The sequence below is a fragment of the Bradyrhizobium paxllaeri genome (assembly GCF_001693515.2).
GTDB classification, from domain to species: domain Bacteria; phylum Pseudomonadota; class Alphaproteobacteria; order Rhizobiales; family Xanthobacteraceae; genus Bradyrhizobium; species Bradyrhizobium paxllaeri.
The window spans coordinates 8,050,690-8,069,077 of record NZ_CP042968.1; the positions used below are offsets into that span (position 1 = coordinate 8,050,690).

The following is an 18,388-nucleotide window of genomic DNA, read 5'->3' on the forward strand; positions in this document are numbered from 1 at the left end:
CTTGCTTCCTTATGCCCCGGCTAAGCTCTGCTTATGCCGCGCGCCTGTCTTCGGCGGTCTGTTCCTTCAGCGCCGCGATCAGGCCGGGACGGTCGAACTTGGCGACGTAATCGTGGAAGCCGGCCTGCCGCCCGCGCTCGATCGCCGCCGGCGACACCAGCGAGGACAGCGCGATGATCGGCATCGTGCTCAGATTGTGGTCGGCGCGGATCGTCTCGGCGAACTCGAAGCCGTTCATGTCGGGCATTTCGATGTCGGTCAGCACCACGTCGAAGGTCTGGCTCGAGCGCAGCGCGGCGAGGCCCTCCTGGGCGTTGACGGCGACCCGCACCTTGTAGCCGGCGGCTTTCAGCACCGGGGCCAGCATGTTGCGGAAGAACGCGCTGTCGTCGACCAGCAGCACCGACTGCGCGGTCGAGGACGCCCGCATCTCCTTGCGCGAGAACCAGTCGGCAAACGCCATCGGCAGGAAGTGGCCGACATCGATCACCTCGGTGGCCTGGCCCTTGATCACGGCCGAGCCGAGAATGCCATCCTGCTGGCCGGCGACCTCGATGTGCAGCCGCTCCTCGACGATGTCGATGATCTCGTCGACCACGAGCCCCATCGAGCGGCCGTCGTCGGCGAACACCAGGATCGGCTGCGAGCCCGTGGTCTGGACGCTGACCCCGTTCATCTGCACCAGGGGCATCAGTTGCTCGCGGTACTGCACCATGTGGCGGCCGTTACTGAGCTCGATCTTGTCGGTGGCGATCTCCTCCAGCCGGGTGACGAGGCCGAGCGGCACCGCCTTGGGCTGCGAGGAGCCGGCGCGGAACACGAGCAGCGAGGTGAGCTGTTCGCCGCCGATCGCATGCGCGGCGGAGGCGTCATCGGCCATCTCATGGGCCGAGGCGCCGGAGGCACCGAGCGCCTTGGCAATGCCGTTGGGGTCGATGATCATGATCACGGCGCCATCGCCCAGGATGGTGTTGCCGGAGAACATGTCGATGTGCCGCAGTTTTGTGGACATCGGCTTGACCACGATTTCTTCGGTGTGGAACACGCCGTCGACCACGATGCCGAAGGTCTGGCTGCCCACTTGAGTGACCACGATGAAGCCATTCTCGGGGTCGGTGGAAGAGCCGTCGTCGATCTTGAGGAGCTTCTTCAGGTGCATCAGCGGCAACAGCTTGTTGCGCAGCCGAAGCACCGCGGTGTCCTTGATGCGCTCGATGCGGTGCTCGGAGTTGGCCCGCGCCCGGACCAGCTCGACCACGGACAGTTGCGGAATCGCAAAGCGGTCGCCGCCGGCTTCGACGATCAGGGCCGAGACGATCGCCAAGGTCAGCGGGATCTTGATGGTGACGGACGAGCCCTCACCCGCCACGCTCTTGATGTCGATGGTGCCGCCGATCTGGTCGATATTGGTGCGCACCACGTCCATGCCGACGCCGCGGCCCGAGACCGAGGTGACGGTGGCCGCGGTCGAGAAGCCCGGCGCGAAGATGAACTTGTGGATCTGGGCTTCGGTCATCTTCTCCAGTTCGGTCTCGGTGACGAGACCGTTCTGCAGCGCCTTCGCCTTGATCCGCTCGGTGTTGAGACCCCTGCCATTGTCCGCAATGCAGATGATGATGTGGCCGCCCTCGTGATAGGCGGAGAGGCGGATGGTGCCCTGCTCGCCCTTGCCAGAGGCGACGCGCTCGGCCGGGGTCTCCAGACCATGGTCGGCGGAGTTGCGCACCATGTGCGTCAACGGATCCTTGATCAGGTCGAGCACCTGGCGGTCGAGCTCGGTGTCGGCGCCGTGCATCTCCAGCTCGATCTGCTTGCCGAGTTCGCCGGAGAGGTCGCGGACGATGCGCGGCAGCTTCTGCCAGGCATTGCCGATCGGCTGCATCCGCGTCTTCATGACGCCTTCCTGCAGCTCGGCGGTGACGTTGGAGAGCCGCTGCAGCGGCACCTTGAACTCGGTGTCCTCGTTGCGGCGGGAGATTTCCAGGAGCTGGTTGCGGGTCAACACCAGCTCGGAGACCATGGTCATCAAATGTTCGAGGGTGTCGACGTTGACGCGGATCGACTGGTTGGCGATCTTGTCGGCGACCTCGCCATCGGTCTCGACCGGGGCGGCGCGCTTGGCGGGTTTTGCCTTTTCTTTCGCAGCTTCCTTGGCGGTTTCCTTGGCCTCCGGCGCGGGCGCGGCCTTGGCGACGGGCGCTGCTGCCACTTCGGTCTCGGTCTCGCGGAAGGCGCGCTCGAGATCGTCGAGCGAGACTTCGCCCGGACGCAACGGGCGTTCCAGCACCTGCTCGACCAGCGTGCCCCGGGTCATCGCGGGCGGGGCCGGCGGCGCGATGGGAACGGGCGCGGGTGCGGGCGGCGGCGCCGTGGCCTCGGCGTGCCCATGATGGCCGCCTTCGGCCATCGCATGCAGCTTCTCGATCAGGTCTTCGTCGGTGCCTTCGGGCTCGGTCTCGGTGGCTTCCAGGCCGGCGAGGATTTCCTTGATGCGGTCGATCGAGGACAGGATCAGCGTCACGGCTTCGGCCTTGACCGGCATGCCGTCGCGGAATTTGCCCATCAGGGTCTCGCCGGCATGGGCCAGCGCTTCCAGCCGCGGCAACCCCAGGAAGCCGCAGGTGCCCTTGATCGTGTGGACCAGCCGGAAGATGTTATCCAGAATCTTCGCGTCGCTCGGGTCCTGCTCGAACCGCACCAACTGATTGTCGACCGTATCCAGGCTCTCGTTGGTCTCCGTCAGGAACTCCCGCAACAGATCATCCATATGAGCACGCCTTCAGAAAATTCGGATATCGGCCTTATGAAAAATTACCCCTCGGGTTTCACGGCAACGTTAATTTCACTGTCCGTGCTAATACGGATATGGTGAATATGTCGTGATAGGCCGTTCGCGACCACGATCCGACGACGCGATCGACGACATATGAAAGCTCCGCCCGCGGAAGGCCGGCACTCCGGATGACAATTTAGGAAACGGCCCGATGTGCCGGTTTGCGCGCGGCGAAGGTCGAGCGGATCAGGCGGCGAGCAACTCGTCTTCGCGCTTGACCAGCTTTCTGATTTCCTTGAGCGCCTTGTAGAGCGCGCCCGCGGCAACATGATTGTTGGCGGCATCGATCGTGAGGCGGTCGCCCGGCCTGGCATCGCGCAGTTCACGCAAATAGCCTTGATAGGCGATCCGGTAACGCGGGATGTCGTTCTTCAGATACATGGTCTGAATGCAGAGATAGAGCCGCTTGGCCGGCGTGTTAGCGGTCTCGGCGTTGATGGTGTCCCGCTCGCGCAGGATCGGTGCCTCGCCGTCGATCAGGAACGAGGTACGCGTACCGGAATTGACGAGAACGGTTTCCCCGATAACGATCCGTTCAAATGGCTTCAGTTCAACACGTAGCGGCACAATCGTCCCCCGTTCGAAGACGCGTGAGCGCTGGGCTCACGACGTTTGCGAAACATCGTTCGTGCAAATGCGCGGCGGATATGCCGCCAGATAATATTCAGGAAATCTGGATCGATGGTGGCGGCGGGGTTTGCCCCGCCGCCTTGATCGTTGACGTCGCCCCGCTTAGCGCAGGAGCTGCAGCACGCTCTGCTGCGACTGGTTGGCCAGCGCCAGCGCGGACACCGCGATCGACTGGCGGGTCGACAGCGCCTGGCTGTTCGCCGCTTCCTCGTTGGTGTCGGCCAGCGTCAGGTTCGACGATCCGGTCTGCAGCACGTTGATCAGGTTCTTCGAGAAGTCCTGACGGATCTGCACGATCGACAAGTTCGAACCGAAAGCCGAAGCCTGCGAGCGGAGCGTGGACGACGCGCCGTTCAGCGCCGTCACGATGTCGTTGATCGCAGCGTTGTCCTTGAAGGCGCCCGTGCTCAGGACGTCGAGGCCGAGGCCGGCCGGGTTGAAGTTTACGCCCTGGATGCTCAGCGTGGACTTGCCGGTTTCGTTGAACGTCAGCTTCAGAGTGTCACCGCCGAGCAGGTTGATGCCGTTGAAGGACGCATCCTGCGCGGTGGTGGTGATCTGATTGATGATGTTGTTGTACTGGGTGACCAGGTTGTCACGGGCCAGCTTGGCGTCCGCGTCAACGACCGGAGCCGGAGCCGTGGTGCCAGCAGCGAACGCCTGGCCGGCGCCAACCGCGGAACCGGTGATCGCACCGATCGTGGCCGAAGCCGCTTCGTTCGTCGTGGTGATCGTCAGCTTGCCGGACACGAAAGTGGCCTGCAGGTTGTTGGCGGCGAGGGCCTCGTTCAGCTGGTTGAGGTTGGAGATGCGCCCCGCAGCCGCGCCGAACACGATGTCGGTGGCAGTGCCGCCGCCGGTCGCAGCGATCTTCAGGGTCTTGCCTTCCAGCACGCCCGGGACTTCCGTGCGAGCCTGCGTCACGCCGCCTGCCAGACCGAGCGCGGTGAGAGCTGCGGTGTTGCTGCTGGTCAGCGTCAGGTCGCTCAGCGCGCCGGTGTTCAGCGTGATCTGGCCGCCGGTGATCGTCGAGGCCGTCGACGAGCCGGTCAGACCGTCGATCTTCGCCAGCAGGCCGGTGACGTCGCTGTCGACCTTGATTTCGTTCGGATCGGTGCCGGTCGCGGTCGCGGCCACGAAGGTCAGCGTCTTGCCGTTGACGGTGATGGTGTCACCGACCGCGAAGGCGTTCGACAGCGAAGCAGCCGTGCCGTCGCCGACGCTCAGCTTGGTGGTGCCGGCCAAGGCACCGGCCGTCACGGCGCCACCGCCGCGGGTAGCAGTGCTTTGAGCGGCAGTGTTGATTTCGAGCGCGGCGGCCGCGGTACCGGTCACGACGAGGTCGGCGGCCGTACCGGACCTCAGGGTGATGATGCCGCCCGTTGCCGTCGAGGCGTTGGCCGGGGTCGTGTTACCCGACAGCGTGTCGATCGCCGTCATCAAATCGCTCAGCGAGGTATCGACACCCATCGTATAGGCGTTGCCCGAACCGACGAGGCCATTCGCGCCGGCCTGGAAGGTGATCGTCTTGCCGTTGACAATCAGCGTGTCGTTAGCGGCGACCGCAACGGTGAGTTCCGACAGAAGCGACGAATCGGTCGCGTTGACCGGGCCGGCCGTCTGGAGCTGGCCGCCCGGGGTAGCCACCGCAGTGCTGGTATACGCAGCGCGCTGCGGGGCTGAAGTACCGGTGAACGCGGCGTTGGTCGGGGCCTGATCGGCGACAAGATTGTCAGCCGTTGCGCCGTCGATCACGACTGATGTGAACGACGACTTGGTCGAGAAGCCGACCGTCGTCTGCAGCGCCTGATTGGCGACAGACTTGGCGGAGTCGACGAGCTTCTGCAGCGAGGTGATGCCGGTGTTGGCGGCCTGCAGGACCTGCACGCCGTTGCCGATGCCGTCGAGGAGATTGTTGATGTCGCCGGCGCGCGCATCGAGCGACGACGCCGTGAAGTAGTTGGTGGGATTGTCGAGGGCCGTGTTGACCTTCTTGCCGGTGGCAAGGCGATTCTGCGTGGTGGCGAGCAGATCGGCGGTCGACTGCAGCGAGAGGAGGTTCTGGCGAACCGAAGCGGAGAGAACAATACCGGACATAACTCATACCCTTCTGGATGAACACGATTGACGCAACGCCACAAACTTCTTTGGGCGATGCTGCCACACTGGTCCTCCACCGCTACCTGCAGGTTAACGCGCCGATCCGTACGAGTACGAAACGCCAAGAAAAGTTTCGCCAACGTGATTTATGGTAAACAGACACTTAACCGCACACATCCGGGTCTCGTCGCAGCAACAACTTCAATCGCGGGAGCGCGACTATAAGGTGCGCAGGAATTCCGACGCCGGCGAGTCGAGATTGGCAAAGGCGTATCCCGACATCGCAACCAGGGGATCTTCGGCGCGCGCTCGTGTCGGCTGCTACCGCTGCCCTCGCCGTGACAGACGCGATCAGCGAACGCCGCATGGCTTCTCCCTGGCAGTTCAGCCCCTATTCGCCCTCACTCTCGAAATGTTCGGTGGCGCGTTCCCGACGGCCGCAGCGTTGCCGTGCGCGGTCTCGCCATGGAACTTTCGGTTCCAACCGCAATGGCCGTTCGCCTTCCAATCAGCGCGCCACGGCGTTTCCGCCGGAATGGATCACGCGGCCGCCCTTTATGGTGCATAAGACTGGCTCCGCTATTTAAGGTAGAAAAGGAACTCATACCTAGCCCCCGCACCCACGCTTGGGCCATCGTTGATCGAAACGCCCGGCACGTGCACGCTCCGCATCGAGGCGGAGTTCGCATCGCGCCCTCCACCAAACGTCGGTCCGCTCATAGGACGCTCGTCCTGACCGGCGCACGGGGACATGAATCTACGTTCGCCCGGTAGTGCCCGCATCGACGATGCGATCATTCGATAGCGACGACCTTGCCGGCAGGATGCTCCGCGACGGACCGACGCTGACCAATGCGCCCGTCGCAGCATCGGGCACGGCCTGCTGCGGCCTACGTCAGCGACAAACGGAGCAGCGCGCCTCGAAAACCCACGGAAAGGAGCAGGCCCGGCCATGCCGGCGCGGCATTGGCGCCAAGCCCGTGCGTCCTTTTGGCAATTTTTCTTGCCAATGAAGTATGCAAGGATCATCCTGCATTTCGGATAGTAGGCAGCAGAGACCGGCTTGGCCCGTAAGGCAGGAGACTGCTTTGGATTCAGCCCCTCGTTCTCCGAATGGATTTCTGTCCTCGCTGACCGCGGACGATTTTGAGTTGATTCGTCCTCATCTGCGCGCCGCCGATCTCAGTCCGGACATGGTCCTGGTCGAAGTCGACGAAGCGCTCAAGCGCGCATATCTTCCGCACAAGGGCGTTATCTCGCTGGTCGTGAAGCTGGCGCGCGGCGAGCATGTCCAGGTCGCGATGATCGGTCGCGACAGCATTTTCGGTGCATTCTCCGCGCTTGGCGACGCGGTCGCGCTCAACAGCGCCGTGGTGTTGGTGCCCGGCACCGCCTCGACGATCGACCTGGACCAGCTTCGTTTTGCTGCAGATCAGAGCACGACGTTGCGCACTGCGCTGGTACGCCACGGCCTCGCCGTCTATGCGCAGATCCAGCAGACGGCGGGCTGCAACGCCTCGCACACGGTGGAATCGCGGCTGGCGCGATGCCTGTTGCATACGCGCGACCTCTCCGGCAGCGACAAGATCGTCCTGACCCAGGAAGCGATGGCCCAGATGATCGGTGCGCGCCGCAACAGCGTTTCGCTGGTGGCCAACACGCTGCAGCACGCGAACTTCATCCACTACAGCCGCGGGCATATCGAAATCACCAACGTGGACGGCCTGATCAAGACCTCCTGCGAATGCTACGCGACGGTCAAGGCGCAGTACACGCGGCTGCTGCATCCGCGCATCCACTGCGCGGCCGCATGACGGCTTCCCGCGATCGACGACGGCCGCGGCCCGATCTGCGATGTGCATTGCGATACCGTTGCGCGCAATGATTGCGTCATGCCGCGGTACCTCACCGTATTACTACGGCCAAAGACGGCCCTGCGGCGTTTCAGCCGGCCTCGAATTAACGCGCTGTTCAACGAGCCCTGATAGTTGTCACCGTGCTGACGGGTGCGGGTTCGAAAGGCAATCGAGACTCTTTCGCGTGTAACGCACATTCACCTGTGTTCGGCGGCTTGCTGCTTGCGCGGAGTAAAACATGGCTTTTGACCTGTCGATGCCGATCCTGGTGGTCGATGACTACAGCACCATGATCCGCATCATCCGTAACCTTCTCAAGCAGCTCGGATTCGAGAATGTCGACGAGGCCAGCGATGGATCGGCCGCGCTCGCCAAGATGCAGACCAAGCGATACGGCCTCGTGATCTCCGACTGGAACATGGAGCCGATGACCGGTTACGACCTGCTCAAGGAAGTCCGCGCCAGCCCTGAATTTTCCAAGACGCCCTTCATCATGATCACGGCGGAATCGAAGACTGAAAACGTCATTGCCGCGAAGAAGGCCGGCGTCAACAATTACATCGTCAAGCCGTTCAACGCCGCCACGCTGAAGACCAAGATGGAAGCGGTATTCCCGGACGCAGCCGGCTGACGCCGTCCCGAACGCGCCGCCAACCGCAAGGCCGCGCCTGCATCCGCTCATCCTGCTCGACGCCTATGCGACGACATGCACGCGGCGTATCTCACGGGAATCCCTTTCGATAGCCGAACCGGTTCGCTCCGCCCCGCAGTTAGCCGTACTTCTACGGTTGGAGATTTTCACCTCCGGATAACGTTGACTGAGGATAGTTGCGTGGACGAAGGAGTCCCCTCATGTTCACGTTTGAAACGAGCGATCAGAAAGAAGTGCGGCGTTTCCGTATCGCACAGTTCAATGGCAGGACCGCCACCGTGCGTTCGGCTGGATCGGCGGTTACCGGCCACGTTCGATCCATCGTGGAAAACAAGTCGAGTGTTCCGGCGGCGTGGACCATCACGATCATCCCGGAAGAGCCCAGGCCGACGCTCGCGTTGCGGCCTGCGCCCCGCGGTCGCTCCTTCATGGAAGACCTCTGCTGAACGGCGAGCGGCGATCCCGCGAAGATCGCCGGCACGCCCTCCCCCAACATCAATAGCTTGAAGCCGCACGCGCAGCCACGCATCACGGATACTGCTTCGGGAAAGATCAGGCGGGCTGCAGCAGCGCCTTGCGAACCAGATCCGCGGTATTGCGGGCGCCAAGCTTGCGCATGGCCTCGGCACGATGGCTCTCGAACGTCCTCGGGCTGATGTTCATCCGCAAGGCGCCCTGCTTGTTGGAGCAACCCTCGCTGATCAGGCTGAGCACCTCGCGCTCGCGCTTGGTCAGCGGCTTCTGGCCGGACTCCGGCGCGAACGCCAGGCCCGGCTTGCGGGCGCCATCCGCCGGCCGGCCGGCCTGACCCTCGCCTGCCTGCCTGCAAAGGAGATCGGAGGCCCCCGCCGGAAGACTGTCCGACATCTGCTTCACCAGGGCGCAGACACGTTCAGTTTGCTGAAGCGCGTTCTCCACCACCTGTTGCAGATAGAGCCGGTTGCCGGGCGTCTGCGAAAACTGATGGCTGTGCTGCTTGATCTCATTCATGTAGAGCAGCAACGCCGTCAGCGGCCCGTTCAACTGCCGGGCAATTGCAGCGCTCGCCTCCTCCGCGGCCCGCGTGCGCGCAGCGGACAATTGGACGATGTCAGGGGTCTCTTCGAAAGGCGTGACGCTTTCCATCCACTTGGTGAAGTGCGAATCAGTGGCTCGATGGTCTTGTCCTGACATATAACTATTTTATCGGTTCCACCCTTTGATCATGGTTAATTTCGCACTCAGTAAGAATACGGAGAATACCGGCAACGCTGCTCGTCAGCAGCGCAAGATTTGCCAAAATGCCCACGAAATCGACGTTAAATGCGGCCATTTCGAACCAAACGGCGTGAATAGTTCTTAAGAAATGGGCCGCTCCCGCCCCGTATTTCCACGGTACCTACATTTACTTTGTTAATGGATCACAACCGCTCTTGCGAGCTTTCCGAGCCCGCCGGCCCCTCTCCCGGCGCCACCCCACGATGATGTCCGGCTGCGATCTCCCGGTTGAATCTGTTGGGACGGGCTGCCGTCGCGGCGCCCAATCAAAAGCGGCGCAGGTTGAGGAACTTCTCGAGAAATCGTCCCGAGAGCACAAATCTGAACCACCAATAGGCCATCCGCCGCGTTTTCATGGCTCAATCCTTGCTGGCTGGGGCGGGCCGCGCATCATGGCGGATTAGCGCAAACGCTTTCGCCCGGGTGTGAATTGCTTCACAGCCGACCCCGAAGACGCGGCTCATGCCGCCATTTTGATCGATTCCGGTTTACCGCTGCCGCAGCCTCGCAATGATCGAGGCTTAGATTCATCCCGCAACGAATCCAGAAAAGGAGACGGCGATGCCGCATGCAAAGGGATCATGGATGAGGCTGGCCGTGCTGGCTGGTGCCCTGGCGTTCACCGCGGGCGCAGCGGCGCAGACCGCATCGCCACAAACAGCATCGCCACCGGCGGAGAATGCGCCGCCGACGGCGGACAACGCCGTGATGCTCACCGTCTTCCTGAAGCACGACCAGTCGCGCCCCCTGAGCGAACTCAACGCGCAACTGCAGCGCCAGGGCTACTACAAGGCTTTCCCGCCCGACGGCGTCGAAGTCGTGAGCTGGTACGTCATGATGGGCATCGGGCAGGTGGTGACGCTGCGGCTGCCGGCGTCGCGGCTGCGCGAGGTCAACCGCATCCTGGAGAACACAGCCTGGGGCAGCTACCGCACCGAGTTCTATCCGACCTATGATTACAAGGCGATCGGCGTCGCGGCGCACGAAAAGGCGCAGCAGCAATAGGCGTCAGGCCGTCAACAGCGCCTTGCGCTTGCGAACCCGCGCGATGGATTGTTCTATCGCCGATGCGGACAGGATTCCGTCGCGCAGGCTTTCGCCGATGTACTCGGCTATCGCCGCCATCTCCTGCTCCTGATCGAACAGGTTGTTGCCGATACAGAGCATGTCCATGCCCGCCTTGAGCGATTGCAGGCTGGCTTCTTTCGTGCCCAGCGCCTTCTGCAATCCCTGCATCTGCATGTCGTCGGTGATCAGGAGCGTATCCGGAAGGCGCTTGCGCAGGCGGCCGAGCCCTGCTGCCGACAAGGTCATCGGGCACTCTCGATCCCATTGCCTGACGATCGCATGGCTGACCAGCACCGCATCGCCGAACATTTTTGACGCGAGCGAATAGAACAGCTCTTCCTGCTCCGGTCGCAGCGTATCCGAAATATCCATGAACTCCTGATGCGAATCCACCATCGCGCCGCCGATGCCGGGAAAATGCTTGAGGCACAGGCCGACGCGTTGCGCCCGCGCCACCTCGCTCGCCAGCAGCGCATTGGCCTCTACCTCGGTGATGTCAGCGGAATAGGAACGCTTGATCTTGCCAATGTTCGGATTATCGGGATTGTAATCGACGTCGATGACAGGCGCGAAATCATAGTGAATGCCGAGCCGCCGCATCTCGGCAAAGCTCGCGGTGAGGAGCGCGCGCTTGTGATCCGGCGCGAGATGGTTGAACTCCTTCGCGCTCGGCAACGGCGCAAAGCCGCGGCCTTCCTTCAGCCGCCGCACCAGGCCGCCCTCCTGATCGATGAACACCATCGGTCCCGACGGCAGCGCTGAAATCTCCGTGCAGAGGCGCTGCACCTGTTCAGGTGAACAAATGTTGTTGTCGTATTGTTGCGTTCGGCAGGAATAGTCGAACAGGATGACGCCGCCGAGGCCGTAGCGGGCGGCGAATTGGTTCAACCAGTCGGGAACGGTCTTGCCGAAGAAGCCGAGGATGAAGAGTTCGCCGATGCGCATGGCCTTACGTATCGCATTTCGGGTGCGGCCGGTTTGGTAAATCATCGGACCACGCCATCAGGTGCCGCCGTGTGTGACGTTAATCACATCGCGCCGCGAGGAGCGTTCCTAGGGTTGCAGCAAGGCAGAGCGATCCCCGCGCTGCGCACGACGCCCAGGAGACTCTCCATGACTAGCATCAAGAAAATCATTCCGGCCGCTGTCGGCGCTCTGGCGCTGGCCGCGGCATCCCTGACGATCCCGAGCCAGGCTTTCGCCGGTGGTCACGGCCATGGTCATGGCCACGGTCACGGTCATGGTCACGGCCATCACCATCATGGTCATTTCGGACATGGTCATGGCCACTGGCACGGCCATCACCATCATTTCCGCCCCCATTTCCATGTCTATAACAGCTGCTGGAAGTGGACTCCCTACGGCAGGGTCAACGTCTGCTACGTCTATTGATTCGCAACCAAGGAAAAAGCTCGTCCGGGCCTTGCTCGGGCGAGCTTCTCGATACCTCTGATGTCGCGCGGCCCCTGGACCAAATTGCGCTTGGCAACGCCGAGGTCACCTGCTGTGCCTGCGCCCGCAAATTCTCCATAGCGTCGGGAAGCCCGGGCAAACGCGGCACACCCGCCCCTAGCGCCCGCGTGGAGGCGTGCCAGCAACATCCGCACGCGCAATAACGACCTCGCTGAGCGATCCGGCACGGCTGAAAGGAAGCAGGCGTTGCTCGACGTCGCGCAGCATTGCGGTGACCTTGTTACCGAGCACCGCGGGCGAAGAACCTGAGAATGTGAGCATGCGGCTGGCCAAATCTTTTGCGCTCAATTCGTGGCTGCTTTCTGCCGCGATCGCTTCTCCGGTGCGAAATCGTGTACCGGCAAGAACGGCCGCGAGATCGGAACGATAACGCTTGCGGTCGATCGTCGCCCCAGACCAAAAACGCCGCGCCTCATTGTATGCCTCAAGCCAGCCGTTGCGGCCATCGGTAGCTGAACGCGCCGAGCAGACGAGGACCACGCCGCCCGGAGCGACCAGCCGTTCCAGCAGCGGACCGACCAGGTCGCGATCCATCCCGTGCAGCGCGCGACCGATCGTAACGACGTCAAACGAGCCAATGTCGCGCGGCAACGCCTCGGCCGCGCTCTCTATCAGGGCAAGCTCATGTCCTGCACGAGCAGCGGCCCGTCCTGCGACCTCAAGCATGGCCGGCTCCGGATCCACACCCACGATCCGTCCGACATACGGGGCAAAGCCGAGAGCGATGAGTCCCGGACCCGTGCCAAGGTCGATCAGAGCATGCTGCTTTCCAAGCCTCAGACGTTCAGCAACGGCCCGGAAGAATTCGGGCGGATAGGGCGGACGGAACTGCGCGTACAGCGCGGCGGTTGTGGCGAAACGACCCATGTCGCAGATCTGGGGCGTCGCGCCGGACGCGACCAGTTCGAGCGGATCACGTTTGGCGGAGGAAGCCTGTGAAGCCCGGCATGATCAAACAATCGTGCACGGGTCCCCGCTTGAAGTGATTGGGCTGTTGCGCCGCGGTTTTCTAGCTTTGCTATGCGCGGTTTCCGACAGGCAGCCTTCAGGTCGCTGGTTGCCCGCGCGTGGCAATCTCGCATGCAGGTTCGGATGGCGGCGGGTTCAACGAGATCGTGGCTTTGCCGCTCAGGCGCAGCTCTATGCCTCTCGCTGTTATTTCTACTCGGCGGGGCGCGCGCTATTCGTGCGGATCCCGAGATGGACGCGCATGTAAGAGAGATCGTGACGGAGAACCTTGCTCCGCTGGCGACGGCCGACCATCCAGGCGGCGTCGCGGCCGCCGCTTACGTCGCCGGTCGGATACAGTTTTTCAATTTCGGCTTTGCTGATGAAGCCGAGAAGCGGCCCGTCACATCGGACACGCTGTTCAATGTCGCTTCGGTCCGAAAGCTGTTTGAGGCCACGCTGCTCGCACTCGGCGAGCTCCGCGGCGAATTGAGCCTGGACGACCCCGTCAACAAATATATTCCCGAATTGCGCGGCGACTATATCAGTCGGGTCACCCTCGGCCAGCTCGCGACCCACACGTCCGGTCTGTTGCTGCCGACGGATCATCCGCCGTGGCCGAACGCCTCATATTCGCTGGCTGAATTCATCGACATGCTCAACGCCTGGACGCCGCATGCCGGCGAGGCGCCAGGCAAGCAGCGCATCTATACGCACGCGGGCTACGTCCTGCTCCAGCTCGCACTCGAGCGTCGCTATGGTGTCCCGATCCGACAGCTTGTCGAAAGCCGCATTCTGATCCCGCTCGGCATGCATTCCACGGCGATCCCGGAACGCGGGCGGGACAACCGTGCGATCATGCCTCCGGAACTGTTACAGAAAACCGTCCAGGGTTATTCCGACCAGGGCACGCCGATCGGTACTGTCGGAAACCAGCAGGGCTATTTCGATTTTCCCGGCACCGGACAGATGTTCTCCACTGCGCGGGACCTCGCCACCTTCATGACTGCCTGCATCGACGGCAACGTGGCCGATCCGCAGTTGCGCGAGGCCTTGCGAATGACCCAGCGCGAGGCGTTCCATATTGACCAGCAGTTCGGCCAAGCGATGGCCTGGGAGAATATAGCTCTCAGCGGAGTTGACATCGTCGACAAACCGGGCGGCCTCAACAATGCGTCCGCCTATGTAGGACTGGTGCCGAAACGAAGGATCGGCCTGCTTCTCCTGGTGAACCGCGGCGAATTTTCTCACGAGATCGGTCGCTACCACATCCTCCCGGCGTTGGCGCGATAGCAGGCTGAGGGAGTCGATTCCCGCGCGAGATGCAGCATCCTTGATGCGCATTGCCTTCGCCTGGCGGGCGACGCGGGGCGACCGGAACTGACGAATAAAACCGGGTTCCGGCGGCAGCAAGCGCAATATGTGACAGGCCGCACATTTGCCCGCGCGCAAGTGAGCTAGGCTTCAGTTCACGAGAGGCGCTGTGGGGGGACTACCCGCGTTGGCCGCTCGACGACTTTCCGGCGTAACAGAACAAAGCTGAGAGCGTGTACGATGCAGCGCATCTCCAATTTCAGATCCATGAAACGGGCAGCCGTCGTTATCGCCTGCTGCCTCACCGTGCTGACCGGCCTTCCCGCTGCTGCGCTTGCCGACTCCGCGTCCGATCGGGAGATGGCCAATCGCTACGAACAGGCGGCGCAGACGGGCGATGATGAGGCCCAGTTCTATACCGGGGCGCTCTATTCAGCGGGCGTCGGCCGTCCGCGCAGCGACCAGGAGGCATTTCGCTGGTTCTCGCGCGCGACCGATCAGGGACATGCCCACGCCATGCTGATCGTTGCCGGCCTCTACGCCAGCGGGCGCGGCACACCGAAGGATAATGTGAAGGCCTATAGCTGGGCCCATATCGTCGCGTCCGCGAGCAAGCTCGACGAGGACCGCAACGGTGCGCGGCAACTGATGTCGCTGCTGATGAAGAAGATGACGAGCGACGAGATCGGCCGTGCCGTGGTGGCTGCAAGAGCCTGGCGTGCCGTCCGGGTTGCCGGCATGACCAGGGATTCGGTCAAGGTTTCGAACAAGGCTTCGATTATCGAAAGAGCTGGGGACGACGCGTCCGACCAACCCGCGGCGGCTGCGCCTCCACCGGCGCCAGCGCCTGCACAAGCGGCCGTGCAGCCAGCGCCCGCAGCCGCGCCGGCGGCGGCGATCGCACAGCCGGTGCCATCCAACGTCACGACATTGCCGGCATCACCCAAGGTCTCGTCGGCAACTCCGGCGAAGAACGCCAAGAGAGATGATGTTCGTGATCTGATGGACCAGGTTCCCTCGGGCCTGCGCAAGCGGTTCGGCTTCTGATTGACAGGACGCGCCATGAAATTGAAGCATCTCATCGCAACCGGCATTCTCACTGTCGCCGCGGCCGGGGCCGGGTATTACGTCTATTCCCATTTCCTTCATGCGCCGCTGGTGACCACCAGCATTGCGAGCCTCGCGCCGGTTTCCGAAGCCGTTTACGGCACGGGCACCGTCGAGCCCGAGCGCTGGGCCAAGGTGGTGCCGCTGCAGCGCCGCCGACTGGTCGAGCTGTGCCGATGCGAGGGACAGGTGGTCAAGTCCGGCCAGGTCCTCGGCCGCCAGGACGACGCCGAGGAGCGCAGCGCGCTGGACCAGATGGAAATCAATCGGGGCCAGCTCGAACGCGACCTGTCGCGCGCCGAGAAGGATCGCGACAAGAACGACGCCACGCGTACCGAATACGAGCAGCGCTGGACCAAGCTCGAAGATGCAAAATCGCGGATCGCCGCGCAGAAGGTGCGGCTCGACTCGCTGGTGCTGCGAGCGCCGCTCGACGGCATGGTGTTGCGGCGCGACGGCGAGGTCGGCGAGATCGCAGGCCCCACCGACGTCCTGTTCACGGTCGGACCGCCGGCCCCGATGCATGTCGTTGCCGAAATCAACGAGGAGGAGATCAACCGGATCGCGGCCGGCCAGAAGGCCTTTCTGCGCAGCGAGGCGTTTCCAGGCAAGGCGCTGCGCGCCAACGTCTCCCAGATCACGCCGAAGGGCGACCCGACCCGCAAGACCTTCCGCGTTTATCTGCGACTGCCACAGGATACACAGCTGCGCATCGGCATGTCGGTCGAAGTCAACATCATCTTCCGCGAGAAGCAGGCAGCGGTCGTCGTGCCGGCCGAAGCCGTCGCAGGCGATGCGGTTCAGACGGTCGATGACGGCCGGGTCCGGCGCGTGCCTGTGAAGGTCGGCATCCGCGGCAACCGCAATATCGAGGTGATCGGCGATCTGTCCAAGGGCACATCAGTGCTTTCGCCCGCCCGCATCGATCTCGCCGATGGTGCCAGGATTCGCATCGACAGCAACAGCCTGACCAGGGCTTTGGAACCGGCGTCCGCGAGTGAACCGGCCGATCAGCCCGCCGCGACACCCGAGGCCGCCGTCGTCGCCTCGGCCACCACCGTCCGTTCGGATCCGGATGATGCGGTAATTTCGGCAGCGATGACCGCCCACATCGATTCCGTCGTCAACGACGCGCGCCGTAACCTCATCAGCAACAGCCGGTAGTCGCCGTGAAACTCCTGTTCAACATTGCATGGACCCATGTCAGCACCCGCGTGCGGCAGACCCTCGTCGGCATGGCGGGCGTGTCGATGGGCGTCGGCTTCACCATCATGATGGCCGGCCTGATGCAGGGCTCGCAGCTCGACTTCCTGCGGCAGCTTGTCGACACCATGCCGCATATCACGATCGAGGATGAGCGGCGCTCCGTGCCGACGCAGCCTGCCGAGCAGGAATATGGAGCGGTGCAGATGGCCGACATCGCCAATGTCGGCAAACGTCCCGGCATCAAATATCCTGAGACGGTGATGAATTCGCTGCGCTCCTGGATACCAGGAGACGTAGCTCCCTCGGCGAAGACCACCGCGATCATCAATCACGGCGGTGCGCGCATCGGCATCACCTTGACCGGCATTGACACCCGCCGTGAGATTCAAGTCTCGAAACTCGCCTCGCAAATGCGAGAGGGAAAAATCGATGACCTTTCACGTGCGCCGAACGGCATCATCATGGGCGAGGCTTTGGCCGAAAAACTCGGCGTGAAAGCCGGCGACACCGTGCTACTGATCGGCGGCCAAGGCATTCAATTGAATTCGACGGTGGCCGGGCTGTATCGCTCCGGCATGAAGCGCGTCGATGAGAGCCAGATCTACTCGCTGATGGGGCCGGCCCAGGTCATGATGGGGCAAAACGGCGTCGTCAACCAGCTGCGGCTGCGGTTGAACGATCCGATGCTGGCGCAGAAGGTCGCCGCGCGGGTCGAAGCGCAGACCGGCTACAAGTCGGTGTCCTGGCAGGAAGCCAATGCCGATCTGCTGTCATCCTTTACCGTGCGCGATTTCATCGTGCTGACGGTGATGGGCGCGATGTTGCTGACCTCGTCCTTCGCCACCTACAACATCATTTCGACGATCACGCACGAGAAACGGCAGGACATCGCGATCATGAAGTCGCTGGGCATGCGCGAATATGCGGTCCGACGCATCTTCATCATCGAAGCCGCCATCATCGGCATTGTCGGCATTCTGTTCGGTTGGGTCCTGGGTTACCTGCTCTGCTACGGCTGGTCGAAGATCACGATCTTCAGTCCGCTGACGGGCACCACCACGCCGATATCGATCTATTATTCAGCGATGCACTATGTGGTCGTCGGCGGCATATCCCTGCTCTGCTGCGCAGGCGCGGCCTATTTCCCGGCACGCAAGGCAACGCGGGTTCATCCAGTTGAAATCATCCGGGGGGCGTCATGACCGAAGTTGCCTTGCAGGCGGTAGATCTCGTTCGTCGCATCGAAGGCGATGTTTCGCACACCCTCGTCAACGGCATCGATCTGGCGGTGAGCAAGGGTGAATTCGTCGCCATTACCGGACCGTCGGGATCGGGCAAATCGTCACTGCTTTATCTTTTGGGCCTGCTCGATGCTCCCAGCGAGGGCGAGGTCATGATCTGCGGCCAGCCGACCTCGAAACTGTCGGAATCCGAGCGCGCCGACGTCCGCCTCACCAAGTGCGGCTTCGTGTTCCAGTTTCACTTCCTGCTGCCGGAGTTCACCTCGCTCGACAATGTGCTGCTGCCGATGCGCGCCGCTGGCGTGATGGCCGAAGGCGAGATGCGCGCGCGCGGCCTCGCGCTGCTCGGTTCGCTCGGGCTTGCCGAACACGCCAACAAGCGTCCCAACCAGCTCTCCGGCGGCCAGCGCCAGCGCGTCGCGATCGCCCGCGCGCTGGCCAACCGCCCCGAGATCATCGTCGCCGACGAGCCGACCGGCGCGCTCGATACCAAATCGACGGAACAGGTGTTCTCGATCCTCCGCGACATCGCCGACAACGGCCAAACCGTGATCGTGGTGACCCACGACCCCGCGCTCGCCGCCCGCGCCGACCGCCGCATCCACATCGTCGACGGCAAGATCGCCGAGATCACGGAGCGGAGCGGAGCCGAACTGGTCTCGCCTTCCATCGCGCCGTGTGAAATCTCGCACGCTTGAACAGG

16 protein-coding genes and 1 pseudogene are annotated in these 18,388 nt (G+C 62.9%); 10 read left to right on the forward strand and 7 right to left on the reverse strand.

All coding sequences use genetic code 11. The features are described from left to right. Positions 1–31: 31 nt before the first annotated feature. The 4 genes and pseudogenes from LMTR21_RS38435 to LMTR21_RS42130 all read right to left on the reverse strand — a co-directional run. Positions 32–2,767 carry a hybrid sensor histidine kinase/response regulator gene (locus LMTR21_RS38435; RefSeq protein ID WP_148636051.1) on the reverse strand — a complete coding sequence of 912 codons (2,736 nt, stop codon included), beginning with the start codon at positions 2,765–2,767 and terminating at the stop codon, positions 32–34. A gap of 252 nt (positions 2,768–3,019) precedes the next feature. Next, on the reverse strand, positions 3,020–3,400 hold the full coding sequence (gene flbT, locus LMTR21_RS38440) for a flagellar biosynthesis repressor FlbT (RefSeq protein WP_065751582.1): 381 nt from the start codon (positions 3,398–3,400) through the stop codon (positions 3,020–3,022). 165 nt (positions 3,401–3,565) lie between these two features. After that, positions 3,566–5,560 carry a flagellin N-terminal helical domain-containing protein gene (locus LMTR21_RS38445; protein ID WP_065751583.1) on the reverse strand — a complete coding sequence of 665 codons (1,995 nt, stop codon included), beginning with the start codon at positions 5,558–5,560 and terminating at the stop codon, positions 3,566–3,568. A 231-nt stretch (positions 5,561–5,791) separates the two neighbouring features. Beyond that, positions 5,792–5,880 (reverse strand): annotated as a pseudogene (locus LMTR21_RS42130) (response regulator); the annotation flags it as partial. A gap of 771 nt (positions 5,881–6,651) precedes the next feature. Here LMTR21_RS42130 and LMTR21_RS38455 point away from each other — a divergent pair. The 3 genes from LMTR21_RS38455 (at position 6,652) to LMTR21_RS38465 (ending at position 8,517) form a co-directional block, all read left to right on the forward strand. Beyond that, on the forward strand, positions 6,652–7,377 hold the full coding sequence (locus tag LMTR21_RS38455; protein WP_065751584.1) for a Crp/Fnr family transcriptional regulator: 726 nt from the start codon (positions 6,652–6,654) through the stop codon (positions 7,375–7,377). Positions 7,378–7,657: 280 nt separating this feature from the next. Beyond that, positions 7,658–8,050, forward strand: a complete 393-nt coding sequence (locus LMTR21_RS38460; protein WP_057838002.1) for a response regulator — start codon at positions 7,658–7,660, stop codon at positions 8,048–8,050. A 221-nt stretch (positions 8,051–8,271) separates the two neighbouring features. Continuing rightward, positions 8,272–8,517 carry a hypothetical protein gene (locus LMTR21_RS38465; RefSeq protein WP_084030482.1) on the forward strand — a complete coding sequence of 82 codons (246 nt, stop codon included), beginning with the start codon at positions 8,272–8,274 and terminating at the stop codon, positions 8,515–8,517. Positions 8,518–8,623: 106 nt separating this feature from the next. Here LMTR21_RS38465 and LMTR21_RS38470 read toward each other — a convergent pair whose 3' ends face one another. Further along, positions 8,624–9,244: a helix-turn-helix domain-containing protein gene (locus LMTR21_RS38470; RefSeq protein WP_065751586.1), complete on the reverse strand. Its 621-nt coding sequence runs from the start codon at positions 9,242–9,244 to the stop codon at positions 8,624–8,626. A 645-nt stretch (positions 9,245–9,889) separates the two neighbouring features. On the opposite strand from LMTR21_RS38470, the gene LMTR21_RS38475 reads away from it, so the two are divergent. Beyond that, positions 9,890–10,333, forward strand: a complete 444-nt coding sequence (locus LMTR21_RS38475) for a hypothetical protein (RefSeq protein ID WP_065751587.1) — start codon at positions 9,890–9,892, stop codon at positions 10,331–10,333. Between the two features lie 3 nt (positions 10,334–10,336). On the opposite strand, the gene LMTR21_RS38480 is transcribed toward LMTR21_RS38475, so the two are convergent. Continuing rightward, positions 10,337–11,386, reverse strand: a complete 1,050-nt coding sequence (locus LMTR21_RS38480; protein ID WP_246174990.1) for a glycoside hydrolase family 3 N-terminal domain-containing protein — start codon at positions 11,384–11,386, stop codon at positions 10,337–10,339. Positions 11,387–11,509: 123 nt separating this feature from the next. Here LMTR21_RS38480 and LMTR21_RS40480 point away from each other — a divergent pair, with 123 nt between their 5' ends. Next, positions 11,510–11,788: a hypothetical protein gene (locus tag LMTR21_RS40480; protein WP_084030483.1), complete on the forward strand. Its 279-nt coding sequence runs from the start codon at positions 11,510–11,512 to the stop codon at positions 11,786–11,788. Between the two features lie 177 nt (positions 11,789–11,965). Here the strand turns inward: LMTR21_RS40480 and LMTR21_RS38490 are convergent, their stop codons facing one another. Then, the gene (locus LMTR21_RS38490; RefSeq protein ID WP_065751590.1) at positions 11,966–12,736 is read right to left on the reverse strand and encodes a class I SAM-dependent methyltransferase; all 771 of its coding nucleotides are present in this window, start codon (positions 12,734–12,736) and stop codon (positions 11,966–11,968) included. A 333-nt stretch (positions 12,737–13,069) separates the two neighbouring features. Here LMTR21_RS38490 and LMTR21_RS38495 point away from each other — a divergent pair, with 333 nt between their 5' ends. The 5 genes from LMTR21_RS38495 (at position 13,070) to LMTR21_RS38515 (ending at position 18,383) form a co-directional block, all read left to right on the forward strand. After that, positions 13,070–14,110 carry a serine hydrolase gene (locus tag LMTR21_RS38495; RefSeq protein ID WP_065751591.1) on the forward strand — a complete coding sequence of 347 codons (1,041 nt, stop codon included), beginning with the start codon at positions 13,070–13,072 and terminating at the stop codon, positions 14,108–14,110. 288 nt (positions 14,111–14,398) lie between these two features. Then, complete coding sequence (locus LMTR21_RS38500; protein ID WP_187399279.1) at positions 14,399–15,178, forward strand: tetratricopeptide repeat protein; 780 nt, start codon at positions 14,399–14,401, stop codon at positions 15,176–15,178. Between the two features lie 15 nt (positions 15,179–15,193). Then, positions 15,194–16,402: an efflux RND transporter periplasmic adaptor subunit gene (locus LMTR21_RS38505; RefSeq protein WP_065751593.1), complete on the forward strand. Its 1,209-nt coding sequence runs from the start codon at positions 15,194–15,196 to the stop codon at positions 16,400–16,402. A gap of 5 nt (positions 16,403–16,407) precedes the next feature. Continuing rightward, entirely contained in the window at positions 16,408–17,646 is a 1,239-nt protein-coding gene (locus LMTR21_RS38510) for an ABC transporter permease (RefSeq protein WP_065751594.1), read from the forward strand. Beyond that, positions 17,643–18,383 (forward strand): ABC transporter ATP-binding protein, encoded by a 741-nt coding sequence (locus tag LMTR21_RS38515; protein WP_065751595.1) that lies wholly within the window; start codon positions 17,643–17,645, stop codon positions 18,381–18,383. The genes LMTR21_RS38510 and LMTR21_RS38515 overlap by 4 nt, the downstream gene beginning before the upstream one ends. Positions 18,384–18,388: the final 5 nt, after the last annotated feature.